The organism is Maribacter aquivivus (assembly GCF_900142175.1).
GTDB lineage: Bacteria > Bacteroidota > Bacteroidia > Flavobacteriales > Flavobacteriaceae > Maribacter > Maribacter aquivivus.
Genome location: NZ_FQZX01000002.1, coordinates 797,517 through 817,902, shown reverse-complemented (window position 1 = coordinate 817,902; position 20,386 = coordinate 797,517). Strand labels below are relative to the sequence as shown.

20 protein-coding genes are annotated in these 20,386 nt (G+C 35.2%); 8 read left to right on the top strand and 12 right to left on the bottom strand.

Features of this window, described 5'->3' with window-relative positions; all coding sequences use genetic code 11:
- The first annotated feature begins 115 nt into the window (after positions 1–115).
- Genes BUC31_RS14150 through BUC31_RS14135 form a run of 4 tightly spaced genes read left to right on the top strand, consistent with a single transcriptional unit; the run spans position 116 to position 4,075 of the window.
- Positions 116–1,357 (top strand): nitrous oxide reductase family maturation protein NosD, encoded by a 1,242-nt coding sequence (locus tag BUC31_RS14150; RefSeq protein WP_073245263.1) that lies wholly within the window; start codon positions 116–118, stop codon positions 1,355–1,357.
- The gene (locus BUC31_RS14145) at positions 1,354–2,064 is read left to right on the top strand and encodes an ABC transporter ATP-binding protein (protein WP_073245261.1); all 711 of its coding nucleotides are present in this window, start codon (positions 1,354–1,356) and stop codon (positions 2,062–2,064) included. Before BUC31_RS14150 ends, BUC31_RS14145 begins: the two co-directional genes overlap by 4 nt.
- Complete coding sequence (locus BUC31_RS14140; RefSeq protein WP_073245259.1) at positions 2,057–2,839, top strand: ABC transporter permease; 783 nt, start codon at positions 2,057–2,059, stop codon at positions 2,837–2,839. The genes BUC31_RS14145 and BUC31_RS14140 overlap by 8 nt, the downstream gene beginning before the upstream one ends.
- A gap of 15 nt (positions 2,840–2,854) precedes the next feature.
- Positions 2,855–4,075 carry a hypothetical protein gene (locus BUC31_RS14135; RefSeq protein WP_073245257.1) on the top strand — a complete coding sequence of 407 codons (1,221 nt, stop codon included), beginning with the start codon at positions 2,855–2,857 and terminating at the stop codon, positions 4,073–4,075.
- Between the two features lie 90 nt (positions 4,076–4,165).
- Here the strand turns inward: BUC31_RS14135 and BUC31_RS14130 are convergent, their stop codons facing one another.
- The 11 genes from BUC31_RS14130 to BUC31_RS14080 all read right to left on the bottom strand — a co-directional run bounded on the left by BUC31_RS14130 (position 4,166) and on the right by BUC31_RS14080 (position 15,762).
- The gene (locus BUC31_RS14130) at positions 4,166–4,600 is read right to left on the bottom strand and encodes an RrF2 family transcriptional regulator (protein WP_073245255.1); all 435 of its coding nucleotides are present in this window, start codon (positions 4,598–4,600) and stop codon (positions 4,166–4,168) included.
- 228 nt (positions 4,601–4,828) lie between these two features.
- Positions 4,829–6,283, bottom strand: coding sequence for a vanadium-dependent haloperoxidase (locus BUC31_RS14125; protein WP_073245253.1), 1,455 nt, complete (start codon positions 6,281–6,283; stop codon positions 4,829–4,831).
- Between the two features lie 63 nt (positions 6,284–6,346).
- Positions 6,347–6,838, bottom strand: a complete 492-nt coding sequence (locus BUC31_RS14120; RefSeq protein WP_073245251.1) for a GTP-binding protein — start codon at positions 6,836–6,838, stop codon at positions 6,347–6,349.
- 27 nt (positions 6,839–6,865) lie between these two features.
- Positions 6,866–7,570 carry a sulfite exporter TauE/SafE family protein gene (locus BUC31_RS14115; protein WP_073245249.1) on the bottom strand — a complete coding sequence of 235 codons (705 nt, stop codon included), beginning with the start codon at positions 7,568–7,570 and terminating at the stop codon, positions 6,866–6,868.
- Positions 7,571–7,572: 2 nt separating this feature from the next.
- On the bottom strand, positions 7,573–8,019 hold the full coding sequence (locus BUC31_RS14110) for a FixH family protein (protein WP_073245247.1): 447 nt from the start codon (positions 8,017–8,019) through the stop codon (positions 7,573–7,575).
- An 18-nt stretch (positions 8,020–8,037) separates the two neighbouring features.
- Positions 8,038–9,456: a cytochrome c oxidase accessory protein CcoG gene (gene ccoG, locus BUC31_RS14105; protein WP_073245245.1), complete on the bottom strand. Its 1,419-nt coding sequence runs from the start codon at positions 9,454–9,456 to the stop codon at positions 8,038–8,040.
- Positions 9,457–9,503: 47 nt separating this feature from the next.
- Complete coding sequence (locus BUC31_RS14100) at positions 9,504–10,460, bottom strand: cbb3-type cytochrome c oxidase N-terminal domain-containing protein (protein ID WP_073245243.1); 957 nt, start codon at positions 10,458–10,460, stop codon at positions 9,504–9,506.
- Positions 10,457–10,648 carry a cytochrome C oxidase subunit IV gene (locus BUC31_RS14095; protein WP_073245241.1) on the bottom strand — a complete coding sequence of 64 codons (192 nt, stop codon included), beginning with the start codon at positions 10,646–10,648 and terminating at the stop codon, positions 10,457–10,459. The genes BUC31_RS14100 and BUC31_RS14095 overlap by 4 nt, the downstream gene beginning before the upstream one ends.
- Positions 10,649–10,659: 11 nt before the next feature.
- Positions 10,660–12,858, bottom strand: a complete 2,199-nt coding sequence (gene ccoN / locus BUC31_RS14090; protein WP_073245239.1) for a cytochrome-c oxidase, cbb3-type subunit I — start codon at positions 12,856–12,858, stop codon at positions 10,660–10,662.
- A gap of 2 nt (positions 12,859–12,860) precedes the next feature.
- Positions 12,861–13,070, bottom strand: a complete 210-nt coding sequence (gene ccoS / locus BUC31_RS14085) for a cbb3-type cytochrome oxidase assembly protein CcoS (protein WP_073245237.1) — start codon at positions 13,068–13,070, stop codon at positions 12,861–12,863.
- 295 nt (positions 13,071–13,365) lie between these two features.
- Positions 13,366–15,762, bottom strand: coding sequence for a heavy metal translocating P-type ATPase (locus BUC31_RS14080; RefSeq protein WP_073245235.1), 2,397 nt, complete (start codon positions 15,760–15,762; stop codon positions 13,366–13,368).
- A gap of 118 nt (positions 15,763–15,880) precedes the next feature.
- Between BUC31_RS14080 and BUC31_RS14075 the strand changes: the two genes are divergently transcribed.
- The 4 genes from BUC31_RS14075 to BUC31_RS14060 all read left to right on the top strand — a co-directional run bounded on the left by BUC31_RS14075 (position 15,881) and on the right by BUC31_RS14060 (position 19,249).
- Entirely contained in the window at positions 15,881–16,570 is a 690-nt protein-coding gene (locus BUC31_RS14075; protein WP_073245233.1) for a Crp/Fnr family transcriptional regulator, read from the top strand.
- An 80-nt stretch (positions 16,571–16,650) separates the two neighbouring features.
- Entirely contained in the window at positions 16,651–17,523 is an 873-nt protein-coding gene (locus BUC31_RS14070) for a universal stress protein (RefSeq protein WP_073245226.1), read from the top strand.
- A gap of 129 nt (positions 17,524–17,652) precedes the next feature.
- On the top strand, positions 17,653–18,330 hold the full coding sequence (rpiA, locus tag BUC31_RS14065; RefSeq protein ID WP_073245224.1) for a ribose-5-phosphate isomerase RpiA: 678 nt from the start codon (positions 17,653–17,655) through the stop codon (positions 18,328–18,330).
- A gap of 229 nt (positions 18,331–18,559) precedes the next feature.
- Positions 18,560–19,249, top strand: coding sequence for a VIT1/CCC1 transporter family protein (locus BUC31_RS14060; RefSeq protein ID WP_073245221.1), 690 nt, complete (start codon positions 18,560–18,562; stop codon positions 19,247–19,249).
- 2 nt (positions 19,250–19,251) lie between these two features.
- On the opposite strand, the gene BUC31_RS14055 is transcribed toward BUC31_RS14060, so the two are convergent.
- Complete coding sequence (locus BUC31_RS14055; protein WP_073245219.1) at positions 19,252–20,187, bottom strand: alpha/beta hydrolase; 936 nt, start codon at positions 20,185–20,187, stop codon at positions 19,252–19,254.
- Positions 20,188–20,386: the final 199 nt, after the last annotated feature.

The window sequence follows — 20,386 nt, the reverse complement described above, 5'->3', positions numbered from 1 at the left end:
TTTAAAAATTCTGACCTATTATATAGTATTTTCTTAAAGAAAAACAAAGTCAGTTCTACATTACCAACAAACCCAATCAAAGCATAAACCAGTAGGTAAATTTATTCGTGATAACATGATACGATACCAAAGCTTATTAATTTTTACGTTAGTACTTATGGTAACTGCAAATCTATGGGCGAAACCTATTATAATTTGCGACAGTTGTGAGGTAAAATCTATTTCAGAAGGAGTTAAAATAGCTATGGAGTTTGATACGCTTCTAGTGAAAAAAGGAACCTATAAAGAGTACAATATTCTAATAGATAAACCATTGACTTTAATAGGAGAGGATTATCCTATAATTGATGGAGAAGAGAAAGGCGAAATTATACGTATTGTATCAGATGGTGTAACGATAGATGGCTTTTTTATCATAAATGTGGGTACTAGCTATACCACAGATTATGCTGCAATCCGAGTGGTTAAAAGTGAAAATTTTCTAATTCAGAATGTAGTACTGGAAAAATTATTTTTTGGTATTTATTTAGAAAAATCTAATTACGGTAAAGTCTATCACAATAAAATAATAGGAGATGCCAAAGACGAGTATAATTCCGGCAATGGAATTCAACTTTGGTACTCGCACCATGTTGAGGTCAGCAATAATATTGTTCAAGGCGCAAGAGATGGTATTTACTTAGAGTTTTCTGATAATATTACAATAGACAATAACAAAAGCACAGGCAATTTAAGATACGGTCTACATTTTATGTTTTCAGATGATGATGTTTATACCAATAACCTTTTTGAAAATAATGGAGCAGGGGTAGCGGTTATGTTCTCTAAGGGAATATTAATGAAAGGCAATACTTTTCGTAAAAACTGGGGTACAGCTTCTTTTGGTGTTTTGTTAAAAGAAATCAATGATGCCAAAATAATTGAAAATACCTTTGAGGAGAACACTATTGGCATTCATATAGAAGGTTCTAACAGAATTGAATACAAAGGGAATAATTTTATAAATAACGGATGGGGTATTAAAGTACTTGGTGCTTGTTATGCCAATTCTTTTAAGGGAAATAATTTCTTGTATAACAGTTTTGATATATCATATGACGGTAAGTTAAATGATAATGTATTTGACAGTAATTATTGGAGTGATTATACAGGTTATGATTTGGATAAGGACGGAATTGGAGACGTGCCGTATCGCCCTGTAAAATTGTTTTCTTATATCGTGAATAAAACACCAGAGTCTATTGTTCTCCTACGAAGTCTTTTTATGGATATTATTGATTTTTCTGAAAAAGTATCACCAGTGTTTACACCAGACAATTTATTGGATGCCAACCCCTTAATGACAAAAGTAAAATGATTCATATTGAAGGCTTACAGAAGAAATTTGGAAAGAACATTGTTCTTTCAGACTTAGATCTCAACATTGAAAAACCAGGTGTTTTTGCCATCTTGGGTCCTAATGGCTCGGGTAAAACTACCTTGATTAAGAGTGTTTTGGGTATGGTGGTACCAGATAAGGGAAGTATTTCTGTTTTGGGAAAATCAATTAAAAAAAGCTGGAAATACCGTAAAGAGATTGATTATCTACCACAGATAGCAAATTTTCCGGGTAACTTAAAAGTGCACGAGCTTATACGAATGATCAAAGATCTTAGACAGAGCCCAAGTGATGAAAATAGATTGATAACGCTTTTTAAACTAGAACCATTTTTAGATAAAAAACTCTCAACCTTATCAGGAGGAACAAAACAGAAAGTGAATATCGTTTTAGCTTTTATGTTTGATAGTCCGTTGTTGATTTTAGATGAGCCTACAACGGGTCTTGATCCAGCATCTTTAATTCATTTGAAAACCCTCATTAGAGAACAAAAAGAAATGAATAAAACAGTATTGATTACTTCTCATATTATGCAGTTCGTAGCAGAAGTTTCAGATATAATTGTCTATTTGTTAGAAGGTAATATCTATTTCAAAGGAAGTATTGAAGAACTGAAAACCAAAACGGGACAAACAGATTTAGAACATGCCATAGCGGCGATAGCAACCACACCAGCTCATGCTTAAAATATTAAAATACAGTTTTTACGACCTAATTCGTAGCCGATGGAGTTACGTTTACTTTTTGTTTTACCTATTGTTAGGTTTTGTATTGCTATTCTTGAACAATGATGTTTCAAAGGCAATCATAACCCTAATGAACGTTATCATAATTCTAGTGCCTTTAATTAGTACCATCTTTGGTATCATGTATTTTTATAATTCAAAAGAGTTTACAGAGCTTTTATTGGCGCAGCCGGTTAAACGTTCTTCTATTTTCTTAGGGCAATATTTTGGTGTTGCGGGCTCTTTAACTTTAAGCTTGGTGTTGGGGCTTGGTATTCCGTTTGTACTTTACGGCTTATTAAAGAGTGATGCTATTTTTGACTTTACCCTGCTCTTGGTAACAGGGGCTTTTTTAACTTTAATTTTCACTGTACTAGCTTTTAATATAGCCTTGTCTAATGAAAATAAAATTAAAGGTTTTGGGTATGCTGTTTTGTTGTGGTTGTTTATGGCAGTAATTTATGACGGACTTTTTCTGATGTCATTAATTATTTTTAAAGAGTATCCTTTAGATAGTTTTTCTCTTGCTGCTACTATCTTCAATCCTATAGATTTATCTAGAACGTTAATCCTTTTAAAATTAGATATCTCTGCTCTATTAGGGTACACGGGTGCTGTATTTAAAAAGTTTTTTGGTACCGATCAAGGTCTGTTTGTTTCAATGTTCATGCTTATATTATGGTCGGTTCTTCCTATTTGGAGATTGGTACACGTATCTAAGAAAAAAGATTTTTAATTTAGTGCCAACTATATGGCAAGACTAAATAAAAGCCTTCAGAACCACACCAGCATAGCATTAGTGTATTTTGTATTAGCTGCTGGTTTAGGGTGCGTTCTACGATTTTTCAGAGTACTTGAAATTCCGGTAACGTACAAGTTTATTGTTCATGCGCATTCTCATGTAGCCTTGTTGGGTTGGGTGTATTTAGCGCTAACTACACTATTGTATAAACTTTATCTAAGTAGGGCAGAGGTAGAAAAAAAATACAGAAACATTTTCTGGTTTACCCAACTTACCATAGTTGGTATGTTATTGACTTTTCCATTTCAAGGGTATGCAATATTTTCAATTATTTTTTCAACACTTTTCTTGTTTGCATCCTATTGGTTTACATGGTTCTTTTTTAAAAACGTTCCCGTGGAATACAACCACAAACAATCATTAAAATGTGCTAAGTTAGCCTTAATGTATTTACTGCTTTCAAGTCTTGGGCCATGGGCATTAGGTGCTATTATGAATACGCTTGGCGCAGCTTCTATTTGGTATCGTTTAGCCATTTACTTCTACCTCCATTTTATTTATAATGGATGGATGATTATGGCGCTTGTAGCGGTATTTCTATATATTCTTGATAAACAAAATATTTCGCTATCAGAAAAAGCTTTTAAGATATTCTTTTGGAAAATAAACTTAGGTATAATCTTATCTTTTTTGCTATCTACTTTATTTACCCAACCAGCAGTATTCTATTATATTTTAGGCGGAGTGGGAGCTTTTTTACAACTTTGGGCTTTTTATGATCTATTTAAATTTATGAGTGTTGAATGGACTTCAATAAAAAGAAAATTTTCGAACTTTTTTAGAAACGTAATCAAGGTGATAGGGGTCTTGTGGTTGATAAAAATGATTTTACAATTATTAAGTTCAATACCTTATTTTGCGAATTTGGCTACAACATATTTAGACTTTACCGTTGGCTATTTACATTTAACCTTTTTGGGCGTTGTTACCATAAGTTTATTTCTTTTTCTAGATTATTTTAAACTGATTTTTATAAACAGAAAAAGGTTTTTAATATATGTTTTGGGGTTTATACTTTCAGAATTACTCATTTTCTTTAAAGCAATTGTATCATGGCAATCAGCTACCTTATTCTCTGAGTATTATTTTATTTTGGCGGTAACAAGTTTACTTGTTTTGGTGGCGGTTTTGGGTGTTTTACTAAGTAGTTTTAAGCTTAGTAGAACGTAGATATATTTAAAATATCATTTGTTTGGTTCCCAAAAGAGGTTATTTTTATAGGTGAATAGTAGTTGTGGTTATATGATATAAAACCCTTTCTTAACGTCTTAGGTAAGTGAGGCCTTCTTCAAGACCTTCGGTCATATCATAAAGACTAGTATTTTCTAACATATTTCTTAAATCACTTCTTATTTGTAGAAATTTGTCGTGCACAGGGCAGGGTTTATCAGCATTACATTGTTTAAGACCCAAGCCACAGCCTGCATAGACGTTGTTGCCATCTATCGCATATACTATTTGGTCAAGCTTAATTTTTGAAATATTTTCAATTTCAATTTCAAACCCACCATAGACACCTTTCACTGAGTCTATAAGCTTATTTTTAGTTAATTGTTGCAAAACTTTTGCAGTGAAAGCAACAGGTGAATCAATTTTCTCTGCAATCTCTTTTAAGCTCACACGTTTGCCATCAAGCGAGTTTAATGCTATGTAGGTAGATGCTCTTATTCCGTATTCACATGCTTTAGAAAACATTGTATTCGTATAGTTTTATGTAACAAGTATATAAACAATGTTTAATTAAGATGAAATTATCTAAATTAAATTATTGTTACTTTTTTATGACGGTGGAAGGAATGTTATTCTTGTTATGATTTAACGTAAATATCGGTCATTTATATAATTTAAAATATGAAGTTTATCATAAAATTAAAAAGCCAACCTTTTAAGGTTGGCTTTTTAATTTTGATGAAGCACATGAGGCTAATTTCCTAAATGCTCATTATAGAATGTCCATGCTTGTGTAGCCACATCACGTCCTAATTCTAAGCCTGCAATATTATCGGCTTGAATGTGGTAACCGCCCATAACTCTAGACATACCAGCCATATTTGCCGATTCTGTAAACGTAGGGAAGGTAATGGTCACTGGTTTTCCGTAAAAAGCAGCATCAGTTTCGGTTAGTGTACCAGGCATTAATTCTACCGATTCACCAAAGTAATCATCGCCAGTAAATAAACGCAGTACCTCTGCACAGCCACCACTAATAGTACTATGATCAGAAGTATAACTAGGGAATGGTGGACATAAGAAAATATCTGGAGAATAAGGTCTCCAATCTTGTCCTTTCATTTCTATAATTCCTACTCCGGGTCCGCCCCAAGCTTTAATCGTTTTGTCTCTGTAATATTCATGAACCAGTGCATATGGTCTGGCATAATCATAGAACATTTTAGAATCCCAAGAAGCTATAAAGGCATCCATAGCAGTTATTTCGGTTAAGAAATACATTTTTACATCTTGGTCAAGGGTATGGTTATCTCGGCGAGAAACATCTTGCGCAAATTTCAACCAGTGTCCCGCTTGTTGAACAGACTGTGGTCCGTCTCGCATAAATTCAACCAAAGCTTTATCTTCATCAGAAAGATTGGCTTGTAGATCAACCACCTCTTGTACCTCCTTTTTCAATTGCTCAGAACCATACATTGGTGGTGGTCCTGGTCTAAACTGATCAGCAGATGTCATAGTAATCGGTGTTACTTTCTGCCAGTAGGGCGTAAGGCACTCTGGGGCATATTGCCCGCCATTACCATCAGAAAAATATTTAGGTTGCCAACGGTTGATATCAGTACTTTCATCAGCAGTATTTACAGGATTATAATTAGTATAGTCAAAATAGGGTTCTCCATCAGAGCCTTCGACAGTGCCATACTGATTACTTCCGTCATTTTTTCTAGCTTCAATGGTTGCCATTGCAGCTAAATTACCAACACCTTCTGGGGTAGTGGGGTCTGTGGATGTGTTATCTGGATCAAGACCTAATTCAACCATAAATTTCCTGAACATTTCTGTATCAGAATAGTAATATTCTTTCATGGCACCAAAAGCGGCATAACTAATAGCAATTTCTTTATTTGAAAGTGTTTGCTCTACTAATGGTCTTCTATCTACATTTTTTAGGTAAACAGGAATTGCATTTTCATCATATACAGACCAAGCATCAAAAATGGAGATAAAAATTAATCCTAAGTAGCGAGAGGTTATCGTAGGTCTGGGTTTAAATTTTTCTGTATCTGATGCAGTTGCATCTAGTGCCATTTTCCCCCATTTATAGGCAATATTTTCAGTTCCTTTTGGCTCTTCTAGTTTTTCTTGTGCAAAAGTGAAACTCACACTCAAAAAAGCAAGCGTTATTGTTAAAAATAAAATACGTTTCATTCCTTTAGTTTTTAGGCTATTTCTGAATTTTAAATATAGCAATGAGATGGTAAAAAATAAAATTTATGCTGTAAGAACATTCGTCATAAAATCATGTAACTGGTGCATTTGCGGCTTTCCTTTCCTCTTGCCACTTCTACCGGCAAAATATAACACAAACCAAATAAGAACCAATAGCACCATAAGACCAACTTGTATATGATAGTTTTTGCCTAAAGATGCACTTGAATATGCCCAAATACCTATAATTATAAATAAAGTAGCGACTATAAAGTGTACAAACATAAAGAAGGTCCATAGTGTTGGGTTAGGACCAAAAACACCATATAACTTACAGCTAATATCATCTACTTCATCTATTTCTAAATGGAGCTGTGGTGACCAAAAGTGATGTTCTTTTTGATTGAATTTGATGAATACATGCTCATCTAATCGTTTTACCAAAAACGGATTCTCTTTTGATTTTTCAAACCTGCTAAGAACAATTTCTTTATTTTTTGGAATGTTCAATTGAAACCTAGGGCGAAGCACAATTTCTTTCGGTAGTGGTTTCATATAAGTATTGTTAGTTTGGTAAAGCCATTAATTATGGCATTCTATTTCACTTGAAACTAATTCAGTAACCGGTGCAGGCGATACGTAAGGTATGCCTAAACCAAGACCTCTAAGTATAAAAAGAGCGCCAATAATAACAACGAACACAGGAATTGCCTTTTGTACTTTTTGGCGTATGCCACCTTTCAATAAATTACTGAAATAGATGGCGGCAGTCATTAAGGGTAAAGTACCTAAACCAAAGAGCATCATGTATAAACTTCCTTTAAAAGCATCGCCCATAGCTATAGATCCAAAAAGTGCCATATATACTAGACCGCATGGTAAAAATCCATTTAAGAATCCGATAGTTAAAAACGTATCGGGCGATTTTTTCTTTAATTCTTTACCTAATTGATTCTTTACTTTAGAAATGACTTTATAGATAGGCTTAGATAGGTTGTATTTATTGAATGTTTTATAGGGAATTAAAACAATCACGATCATAATAATGCCAATACCAATAGATAGTTTTTGCTGTATTCCAAAAATGGAAAGTCCTTTGCCTAGTAGTCCAAATATGAGACCTATAAGCCCATACGCCATTAAGCGCCCAAAGTGATAGATGAATATCTGCCCGAATTTCTTGTAATTGTTCGTTCTATCTACCGGAAGCATAAAAGCAATGGGTCCGCACATACCAACGCAGTGCAAACTACCCATTAGACCTAATATGAGGGCAGATATTAGCATATTTAAAAGGTAATACTCTCTTTATGTAGAAAATCTTTTCCTTCGTGTTCCCAAGTAATTTTAATGTCCCAACGACCATCCAACAATTGATTGTCAGGTATGAGCAAATGTGAATTGGATAAACTAATGGGCAAATTAAAATCCAAATTCTTGTTGGATGGTCTATATAGGGACACAATGCCTTTTACATTGGTATCATCATATCCTTCAGGGAAAAGTATCATTAACCCTTCAGCAGTTTGTTGAATTTCTATTTGTGTAGCTGCGATTTGAGCATTTTTCTCTGCATCTATTTCTTTTTGATAACCAAGCTCAGCTTTATAATAATCTTCGGTAACCAAATCATGGTTGGCATCATGACTGGTAGTCATTGTAATTACAAAATACATAATGAAGCTAATGAATGCAACTATGGCAATAACAATACCGGTACCCCAATTAATTTTCATGATTTTTCTATTTATGTACTATTTGTAACTACGTGGTGCTAAAAAGCGAGCCGTAGTGGTCTCTATTAACTTATTGTTACTATAAACTCCAATTTTAAGGTTGTTCTTATCACCGCTTAATGCAGATGCGTTTATTTCAATAAACAAGGTGCCTTCTGCTAACGCTTCTGGTTGAACATCAAAATTATCTGTACGTACCAATTTAATCTCTCCTTTAGGGGAAATTAATTCAAAATGAACATTTTCAACCGGCTTAGTGGTTTTGTTCAGTAATTTATAGGTAAACACATTACTAATGATATTCCCTTCTTTATGTTCGTAAAGCTGACCTGGTAATCTAAGAATATTTGCTTCCAAATCATTTCTTAAGAACATCATACCTATTAGAACTCCGGTTAAAATTACCAGAACTGCAGTATACCCTTTTAAACGGGGGGTAAACTTGAACTTTTCTTTTTTGGTGATTTCATCTTCACTGGCATAGCGAATCAATCCTTTTGGTAGATCAACTTTCTCCATGATGGTGTCACACTCATCTATACATGCGGTACAGTTAATACATTCTAACTGCGTTCCGTTTCTAATATCAATACCGGTAGGGCAAACATTTACACACTGGTTACAGTCAATACAATCACCGTTACCTAGTTCTTGACGATCTTCATTTTTACGCCATTTTTTTCTACCATTTTCAGCTTCACCTCTTTCATAATCATAGGCAACTACAATTGATTTATTATCAAGAAGTACCCCTTGCATACGACCGTAAGGGCAGGCAATGATACATACTTGCTCTCTAAACCAAGCAAATATAAAATAGAATACACCTGTAAAAATCAATAGGGACACCATAGTGCTTACATGCTGTGCAGGACCGTCTGTTACATATTGAATTAAACGGTCACTACCAATAAGATAGGCAAGAAAAACATTGGCTATAATAAACGAAATAATGAAAAAGATGATCCACTTTAAAACACGTTTCCGAATCTTTTCTGCATTCCACTCTTGTCTATCTAGTTTTATTTGAGCACCACGGTCACCATCGATCCAATATTCTATCCTACGGAAAACCATTTCTAAGAATATAGTTTGTGGACACATCCATCCGCAGAAAATACGTCCAAAGGCAACAGTAAAAAGAGCAATAAAGACCACCCCAATAATCATAGAGATTACAAAGAGGTGAAAATCTTGTGGATAAAATGGAAAACCGAAGATATTAAAACGTCTTTCTAAGACATTGAACATCAAAAACTGGTTACCATTTATTTTTATAAAAGGAGAAGCAATCAAGAAAGTTAACAGAACGTAACTGACATATTTACGATACTCATAAAGCTTACCACTGGGCTTTTTAGGGAAAACCCAAGCTCGTTTACCATCTTCTTTAATGGTACCGATGGAATCTCTAAAATTATCTTGATCTTGTGACATTTTATCTCTCTTTATAGGCTTTGAGAGGTTTTACACTCTCGTAGTAATCAGTTCATTGTAACTGCTGCAGAATCGATAACTACTGGAGTAGCTTCTGCTTCAACAGGAGTTTCTTGCGCCGGAGTATTGGGGTCTACCCAAATATCACCTTCAGCTGCTTTTGGGTTTGCTGGTGTAGTACCTTGAAAATTTAATACATAACTAGCTACTTGTGCAATTTCTGCAGGTTTCAAGTTTTGTTTCCAAGCGATCATACCTTTACCATCACGTCCACCTTCAGAAATAGTGTGGAAAACATTTTTAATACCACCACCAAGAATCCAGTTTTGATCTGTAAGGTTAGGTCCAATTCCACCGCCGCCATCAGCCATGTGGCAAGCAACACAATTACCTTCAAAAATGCCTTTACCGGCACTAATATCTGATGCATCTGTTAATAGTTCAACCGTATTGGCATCAACAAGACCTTTAGCTGTTTTTTTATATTCCTCAATTTCTAATTGAGCGGCAGCAACTTCTTGTTCGTATTCTAATGTTTGGTTATAATCGTTAAAGACATGAAAACGAACTAAATATATAATTGCGAATACAATAGAAGCATAGAACAGGTATACCCACCATGGCGGTAATTTATTGTCTAACTCACGAATACCATCATAGTTATGGTCAAGGATGATTTCACCCTCAGCTTCCATAGGTTTACTGCCCAACATTTTGTTGTACATTTTTTTACCCCATGTCCATTCCCATTTTTCTTCTTTGGTAGCTAAATAACGCTCCTTAGCTTCTTCGTCTAGCGTGTTGTAAAGTACATTTTCAATAGCTTGTACAATAAAGGCAATCGCTATTAATAGTAATAGGATAAGTGCCATAAAGCCAAACATTAATGTAGGGTAGGCTAGAAAAGCAGGTTGATCACCGCTATCAATATAAACTTCCATAAGTACAATGACCGCGAAAAAGGCCACAGTTATTCTTAACCACCAGGCTGTATTGTTTTTCATAATTGGTTGTTTAGTTGGTTATCTTCTTCTAAAGGCAATTCGCTAACTTCTTTGATGTATGATTTTGAGGCTGTAATTACCCACCAAAATAATAATGTGAAAAACACAAAAAAGATTAGTAATGATATCATGGGGTAGGTTGCAACACCCTCTATAGTTTCCATGTAACCTTTTACAAATTTGAACATGATTTTTTGTTTTATTTATTAGATAATAATTCACCGGTTTCTTTGATCTTAATGTCTGTACCTAATCTTTGTAGGTAGGCAATTAAGGACACAATTTCGCGGTCTCTCATTTCTATGAATTCCTCACCGTTTTCTGCAGCATATTTTTTATCTGCTTCATAAGATCTCGCAAAATCGGGATCACTATATAGGTTATTTTCGATTTTCTCTGCCTGTGCATCCATAAGAGCATATGCATTTGCAATTTCTTCATCAGAATAAGGAACACCCAAGGTTACCATAGCTTCCATTTTGGTTTGTATATTACTACGGTCATGCTTGTCACGAACCATCCAAGAGTATGAAGGCATAATAGAACCAGAAGAGGTACTTTGAGGATCGTACATGTGGTTTAAGTGCCAGTTATCAGAGTACTTACCACCAACTCTTAATAAATCTGGACCAGTACGTTTACTACCCCAAAGGAATGGGTGGTCATAAACGAATTCACCAGCTTTGGCGTATTCACCATAGCGTTCTACCTCACTTCTAAACGGACGCACCATTTGAGAGTGACAGTTTACACAACCTTCTCTAATATATAGATCACGACCTTCTAGTTCTAAAGGCGTATATGGTTTTACACTGGTAATTGTTGGTATGTTAGATTTCACCAAAATGGTAGGTACAATTTGTATAATACCACCAATTAAAATAGCTACAGTAGCTAAAATGGTTAACTGAATAGGCTTACGTTCTAACCAGGTATGGAAAGTTTCGCCAGCTGTTCTACGTTTAGAAACAACGGTAAGTGCAGCTGCTTCAGCCAATTCATCTTCTATAGTGCTACCAGCTTTAATGGTACGAACTACGTTGTAGATCATAACACAAGCACCTACAATATAAAGGCTACCACCAATGGCGCGCATCCAATACATAGGCATAATTTCGTGTACTGTTTCTAGGAAGTTACCGTAAACTAAAGTCCCGTCAGGATTAAATTCTTTCCACATTAGGGCTTGGGTAAACCCAGCTACATACATAGGTAATGTATAAAGAATAATACCCAAAGTACCTATCCAGAAGTGGAAGTTTGCCAAACCTATAGAGAACAATTTGGTTTTTGTCATTCTTGGAACCAACCAGTAAATCATACCAAAGGTTAAGAACCCGTTCCATGCCAATGCACCAACGTGTACGTGGGCAATAATCCAATCACTAAAGTGGGCAATTGCATTTACGTTTTTAAGAGAAAGTAATGGACCTTCAAAGGTTGCCATACCGTAACCGGTAATTGCAACAACCATAAATTTTAAAACAGGATCGGTACGTACCTTGTCCCAAGCACCACGAAGTGTTAGAAGTCCGTTAATCATACCACCCCAAGATGGAGCTAACAGCATAATAGAGAAGGCAACCCCTAAATTCTGTGCCCAATCTGGCAAAGCAGAATATAATAAGTGGTGAGGGCCTGCCCAGATATATATAAAAATTAATGACCAGAAGTGAACAATAGATAATCTATATGAGTAAACTGGTCTGTTTGCTGCTTTTGGAACAAAGTAGTACATAAGACCAAGAAACGGCGTAGTCAAGAAAAATGCTACTGCATTATGACCGTACCACCATTGTACTAAGGCATCTTGAACACCAGCGTAAACTGAGTAACTCTTTAATGCACTTACGGGTAATTCTAAGTTGTTAAAAATATGAAGTACCGCAACAGTTACAAAAGTGGCCAGATAAAACCAGATAGCCACATACAGGTGGCGTTGTCTTCTTTTGATCATGGTACCAATAAGGTTAACACCAAAAGCAACCCAAATTATTGCGATAGCAATATCAATAGGCCATTCAAGTTCAGCGTATTCCTTAGAACTGGTATAACCTAGAGGTAGCGTAATTGCCGCAGAAACAATAATTGCTTGCCAGCCCCAAAAATTAAGTTTACTAAGAAAATCGCTAAACATACGCGCCTTTAGTAAACGTTGAGTGGAGTAGTAGACTCCCGCAAAAATAGCATTCCCTACAAATGCAAAAATTACCGCATTGGTATGTAATGGGCGTAAACGACCAAAACTTAACCACGGTATACCATCGGTTACATTGGGAAAAATGAACATAAAGGCTAATAATAAGCCCACAGACATACCCACAACACCCCAGAACATGGTTGCATAAAGGAAATTTTTCACGATTTTGTTATCGTAATAAAACTGCTGTACTTCCATAATTATACTTGTTTATTTAGTTGGATTTTTTCTTGTTTGAACTCTTTGGTACTGGTCTTCTTAGGTTTAACCAGTTCATCATCAAAAAGCATACGTACAGAAGGTGTGTAAGAATCATCATATTGACCTTGCTTTACCGATACAATAAAAGCGACGAAAAAAATTATCGCCACCACTAGACTTATACCTAGTAAAACATAAATAACACTCATACCTACCTGAATTATGATGTAAAAATAAGTGGGTTGTAAACCTTAGAAAATGACAATTGTCATACTTTAAAAATTTTCTTAAAAAACTTAATTGGTTTTGAAGATAGGGTAATTGATTAGTGACCACATTGTGTTGTAAGTGAATGACTTATGTGGTTTTTGCTAATATGAAATAGTATTCTTACAATGTTAAAATAAATGATTAAATATTTATGATAAGATGAATGTAAGTTGGAGTATAATATATTTGTTGATAACAGTTATTACCTGAAGATAAATTTCCTATAAATAACAATTATGGAAGCTTTCTGCCAATAAGATTAGTCATTACAGTGGTAAAAATAACAATGGTAATAGAGCTTAACGGCATTAGAATTGCAGCTATAACGGGCTCTAACTGCCCTGTAATGGCAAAATAAAGTCCTACACAATTATAGAGCAACGATAGCATAAAGCTCATTTTAATAATACGAATCGCCTTTTTAGATGCAAGAATATAGCTGTACAATTGTTGAAATTTAGAAGCATCTAAGATGGCATCGCAAGCAGGCGAGAATACATTGATATTTTCAGATATGGCAATACCTACATTACTTTGTGCAAGTGCCCCGGCATCATTTAATCCGTCGCCTACCATCAATACTTTTTTGCCTTGATCTTGTAAAGATTTTATGAACTCTAGTTTCGTTTCGGGTTTCTGATTGAAGTAGAGTGGAGTCAATTTTGGTAACAATGCTTCTAGTCGCTCTTTTTCTCCTTCATTATCACCAGAAAGTATCGCCAAATTTAGCGTTTCAGACATCTCTTTGAAAACAGATGAGAGTCCGTCACGATATTGATTTTGAAAAACATATCTGCCCTTATAAGCATTATTAGAACTGATGTAAATAGAGGTGTCTAGCACATTCTCTGAGATGGCATTACCCACAAAATTGGCAGAACCAATCTTCATATTTATGTCATCTTTAGAACTTTCCAGACCTTTGCCAACATGCTCTTCGTATTCATCTAAAGTAATGATATTCTGTTCTTTAAGTAGATCATATAAAGATCTACTTAAAGGGTGGTTAGAAGCTCTAATGGTATTCTTAAGTATAGATTCTTCATCGGGTGTTAAAGGCATACCTTCGTAGTGCGCCGTGCTTTTTTGGGTGGTTGTAATAGTTCCTGTTTTATCAAAAATTGCAGTATCTATTTTTGCTAAGCGCTCAATGGTTTGGGTGTCTTTAATATAGAATTTTTTCTTACCAAAAATACGTAGCATATTCCCCAAGGTAAATGGTGAGGCTAATGCTATTGCGCATGGGCAAGCTATAATCAATACCGCCGTAAAAACGTTCATGGCTTTAGAAGGGTCATAGAATAACCAAAAAGCAGTAGCAATAAATGCAATAGAAAGTACGGCAATGGTAAAACGTTTGCCAATACTATCCGTAAGGTTTTGAAAAGCGGTAACCTTGTCTGTCTTAAAAATGGCATTTCCCCATAACTGTGTCAAATAGCTTTGCGATACTGATTTTAAAGCAATCATTTCAATGACACCATTAAGTTGCTTTCCACCGGCAAAAACTTGTTCTCCAATATTTTTAGAAACGGGTTCAGATTCACCAGAAACAAAACTGTAGTCAATTTGTGCATTACCGTACACTAGAGTACCATCTACAGGAATCATTTCTTCGTTACGGATCAATATTCTGTCTCCTTTTTCAATTTCTTGAACAGGCACAGTTTCTTCTTTACCCTTTAAGTTCAGTCTAGTAATGGCAATGGGGAAGTATGATTTGTAATCGCGCTCAAATGATAAAAAGCTATACGTTCTTTGTTGAAAGAATTTACCTAGTAGTAGAAAAAATACGAGTCCGGTAAGGGAGTCGAAAAATCCGCTACCTAAATTAAAAGCTATATCGTAGGTACTTCTTAGGAATAGTACTAAAATACCAAGAGCGATTGGCACATCAATATTTAAAAGCTTAGCCCGTAGCCCTTTGAATGCCGATACGAAATAATCCGATCCAGCATAAAATATTACGGGTAACGAGAAAATGAACATCATCCATCTAAATAAGTCTTGGTATTTATTTAGCCAATACTCACCACCAGAAGCGGCGCTTGAATTTAAGTCGAAATATTCAGGAAAAGAGAGAAACATTACATTACCAAAAGCAAAACCGGCAACACCTAGTTTGTAAATTAAGGTTTTATCAGAGACCTTCTTTTTACCGTCAAAATCCTCTAAAGAGATATAAGGTTCGTACCCTATTTTAGCTAAAAGTAAGACTAGCTCTTTTAAGCTGAAACCCTCTTTTTTGTAGGTGATACGAATTGTTTTCTTCGGAAAATCTACTTGAGAATTCGTAACATTCTTATTGAGCTTATTCAAATTCTCTAAAATCCAAATACACGAGCTACAATGAATGGTAGGTATATATAGATTTATGATTTGAATATTGCCATCATTAAATTCTGTTAGTTTGGCTATGATTTCTTCGTTGTCTAGAAAATCATATTTACCTTCAATGACATCAGGTGTAGAGCCTGCAGCTGCTTGGAGTTCATAATAGTGAGACAAGTCGTTAGTTGAAAAAATTTCATAAACTGTTTTACAACCAGCACAACAAAATGATTTTTCATCAAATGTTATAAGTTGTCTATCACAAGGATCACCACAATGAAAACAATTAGTTGCCTGCATAAATATTAAAGAATAATAATTACAAAGGTGAAAATGATACAGTTTCTAAAACATGATAAATGTCAGTTACTACCATTATAGGCTTGTTTAATTTTGCCTAAGTTTAATTTATGAAGCTATGGAAAGTAGATGTGAAAATTGCATTATCCGACAGTTTAATTCACTCCGTGCATTGAGCAAAGACGAATTAAAGAAGGTAGCGGACTCTAAAACCTCTAAGAAGATAAAAAAAGGAGAGGCTTTATTTATAGAAGGGCAGAAGCTTGATGGTGTATTTTGTGTGCGAGAAGGCGTTTCTAAATTATCTAAATTAAGTAGCAACGGTAAAGAGCAAATAGTAAAATTGACCAATAGAGGTGAAATTATGGGGCAACGCTCTGTCATTGCAGAAGATTTTACCAATTTAAGTGCTACCGCTATTAGTGATATGGAAGTGTGTTTTATACCTAAAGAAGTAATATCGAACACATTAAATACTAACCCTTATTTTTCTTTAGAAGTATTGCGACATATGGCGCATGATCTAAAAGAGGCAGATGACGTTATTGTAAATATGTCTCAAAAAACAGTGAAACAGCGTTTGGCTGAGGCATTTGCTTATTTGAAGAAAAACTATGGAGAAGATGAAAACGGATTTCTATTATTGACACTTAGTAGAGATGATTATGCGAATATTGTTGGGGCGGCAACAGAATCTTTAATTCGTATGATATCTGAGTTTAAGAAAAAAGGACTTATAAAGACAGATGGGAAAAAGATTGGGATTGTAGAAGAGGAATTGTTGCAAGAACTGGCTGAGGGATTTTAAATATTTTAGTATTCTGATAAATGTCATAGTTTCAGTTCTGTAGGGAGGCTACATTTATCATCAAATGATGTGTCTCATTTATGAAAAATATATTAATACCGACCGATTTTTCGATACCTGCATGGAATGCTACCAAGTACGCCATGCAATTATTCGCAGAATCTGAATGTGTATTCTATTTCTTAAACGCCTATACTCCAGAATTACATAGTAACCGTTTAATGGCGGGGAGAGTAACGGAAGCCCCCAAAGATTATTCTGCGCAAACAGCATCAGAAAAAGGATTGAAAAAGGTTCTTCAGCGTATTAAAAAACAATGTAATAATCCGCTCCATAGCTATAAAACAATTTCTAGCTTCTCAATGCTTATTGACGAAGTAAAAGACGTAATAGAAAAGCGGCACATAGATTTTGTAATTATGAGTGCCAGCGGTGGTGCAGATGATGAATCTATTTTCTTAGGAAGAAATACGGTAAGAATATTAAACCATATCAATAAATGTCCGGTAATGGTTATACCGCCAAGGGCAGTTTTTGAAAACTTACATTCCATTTCTGTCGTATCAGAATTCAACCATTTATTTAAGAGTGAAGAATTAAGCCCAGTAGTAGATTTGGCACGTTATTTTAATAGTACGGTACAAATTGCGAGTATCCAAAATGCTAGGCCTCAGATTACAGAGTTGCAACAGATAAATCATGAGATTATAGCTAAAAAACTAGGGTCTGTTTATCATAATTTCTACAAATTAGATACCGAAGGTTCCTTAACAACCACTTTAAAAAGGTATGTTGATCATACTAATTGCCAGTTACTTGTTTTGTCTAACAATGCAAATAGCTATTTAAGAAACTTGTGCAATGATTATATTGTTGGTAAATCTATTTTCTGCTGCCATGTGCCCATGTTATCATTACAATTAATTGAAAATAACATCAGTATTAGTCATTAAGATTTTCCTTTTAAAAATTGATTGCCAAAGTTTAATCACAAAATTTTGGAGATTACTTTATGCTATGTTGAATGCTATCAATTATTTCTAAATATCTTTAGCGCCAAATAACCATAATATAACCATAAAGTGAGCGCGGTAAACGAGAAGAAAGTAGCAGCATTAGAAGCAGTAAAATATATAAAATCAGGTATGACCGTTGGTCTAGGCACTGGGTCTACTGCATTTTATATGATTGAAGCTATTGGCGAAATGGTACAGAACGGACTAGAACTTAAGGCCGTAGCAACATCTGACGAAACTGAAAAATTAGCAAAAAAAATGGGTATACATGTGATTACCCTTGCAGAAGCAAAAAGATTAGATGTTACCATTGATGGTGCAGATGAGGTCGATGAAGATTTTCAGTTGATCAAAGGTGGAGGCGGAGCATTACTTCGAGAAAAAATCGTGGCCCATAATTCTGATATGAATATCATTATTGCTGATTCGTCTAAGAGTGTTTCTAAATTAGGTAAGTTCAAGTTGCCTATAGAAACGATACCCTTTGCCACCCAACTAATTATTAAAGAATTGGAGGGTATGAAATTGGCGCCTGTACAGCGAATGAGAGGTACAGAAGATTACAAAACCGATGAGAATAATGATATCGTTGATATTGATATTTGGGATACCGATATAAAGCTAACCGATTTAGAACAGCAATTAAAAACAATACCGGGCATCGTAGAAACAGGATTATTCTTGACTACCACCAATTTGGTTATTATTGGCAAAGGGGAGAAAGCTATTATAAAAAAGCGATAAGGTCTAAAAGGCAGTTAAGAAAACACTTGTGGACAATTTTTTTGATAAAAACGAATGTCACTTCGAGTGATTTTTTGGAATAAAATGGAAAAAAATTGTATCGAGAACTTACCAAGTAATTAAAGTTCTTGATGTGTAAAATAAACTTTTTTCGAAGGTGTAAAATGACGAATTAAAGACTAAAGAGGATACACAAGTGGTCATCTGAGGTTACAAAAAAGAATAAACTATGCAAGACGAAAAGCATTATGGTACACGAAGTAATTGGTTGCGAGCAGCAGTGCTTGGTGCCAATGATGGTATTTTGTCTACAGCAAGTTTGGTAATTGGTGTCGCAGCGGCAAGTACTACCAGAGAGCCTATTATTTTAGCGGGCGTCGCAGGTTTGGTGGCAGGCGCTTTGTCAATGGCTGCAGGTGAATATGTATCTGTAAGTTCACAAGAAGATTTAGAAAAAGCCGATCTAGCTCGTGAAATGAAAGAGCTAGAAGAAATGCCCGAGGAAGAACTTAAAGAACTGGCCTTAATTTATGAAGAGCGCGGTTTAGATTCAGATTTAGCCATGCAAGTAGCTACACAGTTAACCGCATATGATGCCTTAGGTGCACATGCCAGAGATGAACTGGGTATCAATGATATTACACAGGCAAATCCGTTATTGGCGGCATTATCATCTGGCGCATCTTTTGTTTTCGGCGGATTGCTTCCTGTTCTGGTTGCTTATTTTGGTCCGTTAGAGCAAATGGAATACGTTCAATATGGTTTTGCGGTAGCGTTCTTGGCAGTTTTAGGCGCCATCGCAGCAAAAGCAGGAGGTTCGAATATATTGACAGCCGTATTAAGAATCAGTTTTTGGGGAACCGTAGCTATGGTCATCACCGCATTGATCGGGCATTTGTTCGGGGTAAATGTGGCGTAGTACTATTCTTTACTATCTATGGGCGAGGTAATCGATTCAAATTCTTTCATCGTATCATCACCACGTAAAATATCTTCTAAAAATTCATAGATCAATTCAGGAAATTCGTATCCGAGAGACGCCCATTCGTGTCCGCCTTCGGCATTGAAGTACACTTTGTAATACCCATCAATCTCAGAAAGGCGTTCGGCAATAGCTTTAGGCCCGTTAATACGTATATAACCAACATCGGTAGGGGTGCAAAATCGATGCGGATTCGTATCATAAGGAACAACGGAATCTTTAACTCCGTGAAAAAATAGGGCAGGAGTCTTATTGCTGGCATCAATATAATTTTCATCTAATACAGCACCAGAAAAACTTACTAATCCTGCAATTTTAGCATTTGGGTAGGGCAGTCTTTTAAAACGATAATCATATCGCATAAATTGAAAATTCAAAACGGTTTCGGCACCGGCACTACTACCGATCAAGAATATTTTAGTGGGATCAGCTTTAAAGGGCAATGAATCTTTCGTTAAGTAATTAATAGCTTTAGAAAGATCGGCAACCGCCTCTACGTAGGTATCAATTTTTATAGAAGCAGGGCAATCGCAACCAAAAGATTTTCCTCTTCTAGAAAGCCTGTAATTTATTGAAGCCACATTAAAACCTTTAGCCGCTAGGTATTTACTTAGTCGCTTTTCATCACCACCATTCCGTTGTCCAGCAGTAAATCCACCACCATGTACTAAAATAACTGTGGGTTTTAATGTAATGTCTTTAGACGGAATACTATAAAAATCAAGCTGTAGGGTATCGGCATAGTTATAGGTTTTCATTTGTACAGCATCCGGTTTGGAGTTTGTAACTTGAGCAAATGCAGGAGTACTGGTAGAAATGAAACCAAATAATATGATGAAATAATTGAAGATATGTAAAGCTATTTTTGAGGTCATAAGCAAAATTGTAGTGTATAGGAGAACATCCAATGTAAACAGAATTGTACTAAAACGTTACATAACAAAGGTTGTCAGTTTTATAAGAGTTTGAATAGGTAAAAATTAACATCTTTCTCTAAAAATGCATGAAGGGTACAAATGTACACCGTAAGTGTCTTACTTATAGTAATTAAAGGTGAATTGGGTTAAAAAATGA

Bases quoted from the DNA above. Each gene is read 5' to 3' on its own strand.
- BUC31_RS14150 (WP_073245263.1), top strand. From the start codon at position 116: ATGATACGATACCAAAGCTTATTAATTTTTACGTTAGTACTTATGGTA.
- BUC31_RS14145 (WP_073245261.1), top strand. From the start codon at position 1,354: ATGATTCATATTGAAGGCTTACAGAAGAAATTTGGAAAGAACATTGTT.
- BUC31_RS14140 (WP_073245259.1), top strand. From the start codon at position 2,057: ATGCTTAAAATATTAAAATACAGTTTTTACGACCTAATTCGTAGCCGA.
- BUC31_RS14135 (WP_073245257.1), top strand. From the start codon at position 2,855: ATGGCAAGACTAAATAAAAGCCTTCAGAACCACACCAGCATAGCATTA.
- BUC31_RS14130 (WP_073245255.1), bottom strand. From the start codon at position 4,600: ATGTTTTCTAAAGCATGTGAATACGGAATAAGAGCATCTACCTACATA.
- BUC31_RS14125 (WP_073245253.1), bottom strand. From the start codon at position 6,283: ATGAAACGTATTTTATTTTTAACAATAACGCTTGCTTTTTTGAGTGTG.
- BUC31_RS14120 (WP_073245251.1), bottom strand. From the start codon at position 6,838: ATGAAACCACTACCGAAAGAAATTGTGCTTCGCCCTAGGTTTCAATTG.
- BUC31_RS14115 (WP_073245249.1), bottom strand. From the start codon at position 7,570: ATGCTAATATCTGCCCTCATATTAGGTCTAATGGGTAGTTTGCACTGC.
- BUC31_RS14110 (WP_073245247.1), bottom strand. From the start codon at position 8,019: ATGAAAATTAATTGGGGTACCGGTATTGTTATTGCCATAGTTGCATTC.
- ccoG (WP_073245245.1), bottom strand. From the start codon at position 9,456: ATGTCACAAGATCAAGATAATTTTAGAGATTCCATCGGTACCATTAAA.
- BUC31_RS14100 (WP_073245243.1), bottom strand. From the start codon at position 10,460: ATGAAAAACAATACAGCCTGGTGGTTAAGAATAACTGTGGCCTTTTTC.
- BUC31_RS14095 (WP_073245241.1), bottom strand. From the start codon at position 10,648: ATGTTCAAATTTGTAAAAGGTTACATGGAAACTATAGAGGGTGTTGCA.
- ccoN (WP_073245239.1), bottom strand. From the start codon at position 12,858: ATGGAAGTACAGCAGTTTTATTACGATAACAAAATCGTGAAAAATTTC.
- ccoS (WP_073245237.1), bottom strand. From the start codon at position 13,070: ATGAGTGTTATTTATGTTTTACTAGGTATAAGTCTAGTGGTGGCGATA.
- BUC31_RS14080 (WP_073245235.1), bottom strand. From the start codon at position 15,762: ATGCAGGCAACTAATTGTTTTCATTGTGGTGATCCTTGTGATAGACAA.
- BUC31_RS14075 (WP_073245233.1), top strand. From the start codon at position 15,881: ATGGAAAGTAGATGTGAAAATTGCATTATCCGACAGTTTAATTCACTC.
- BUC31_RS14070 (WP_073245226.1), top strand. From the start codon at position 16,651: ATGAAAAATATATTAATACCGACCGATTTTTCGATACCTGCATGGAAT.
- BUC31_RS14060 (WP_073245221.1), top strand. From the start codon at position 18,560: ATGCAAGACGAAAAGCATTATGGTACACGAAGTAATTGGTTGCGAGCA.
- BUC31_RS14055 (WP_073245219.1), bottom strand. From the start codon at position 20,187: ATGACCTCAAAAATAGCTTTACATATCTTCAATTATTTCATCATATTA.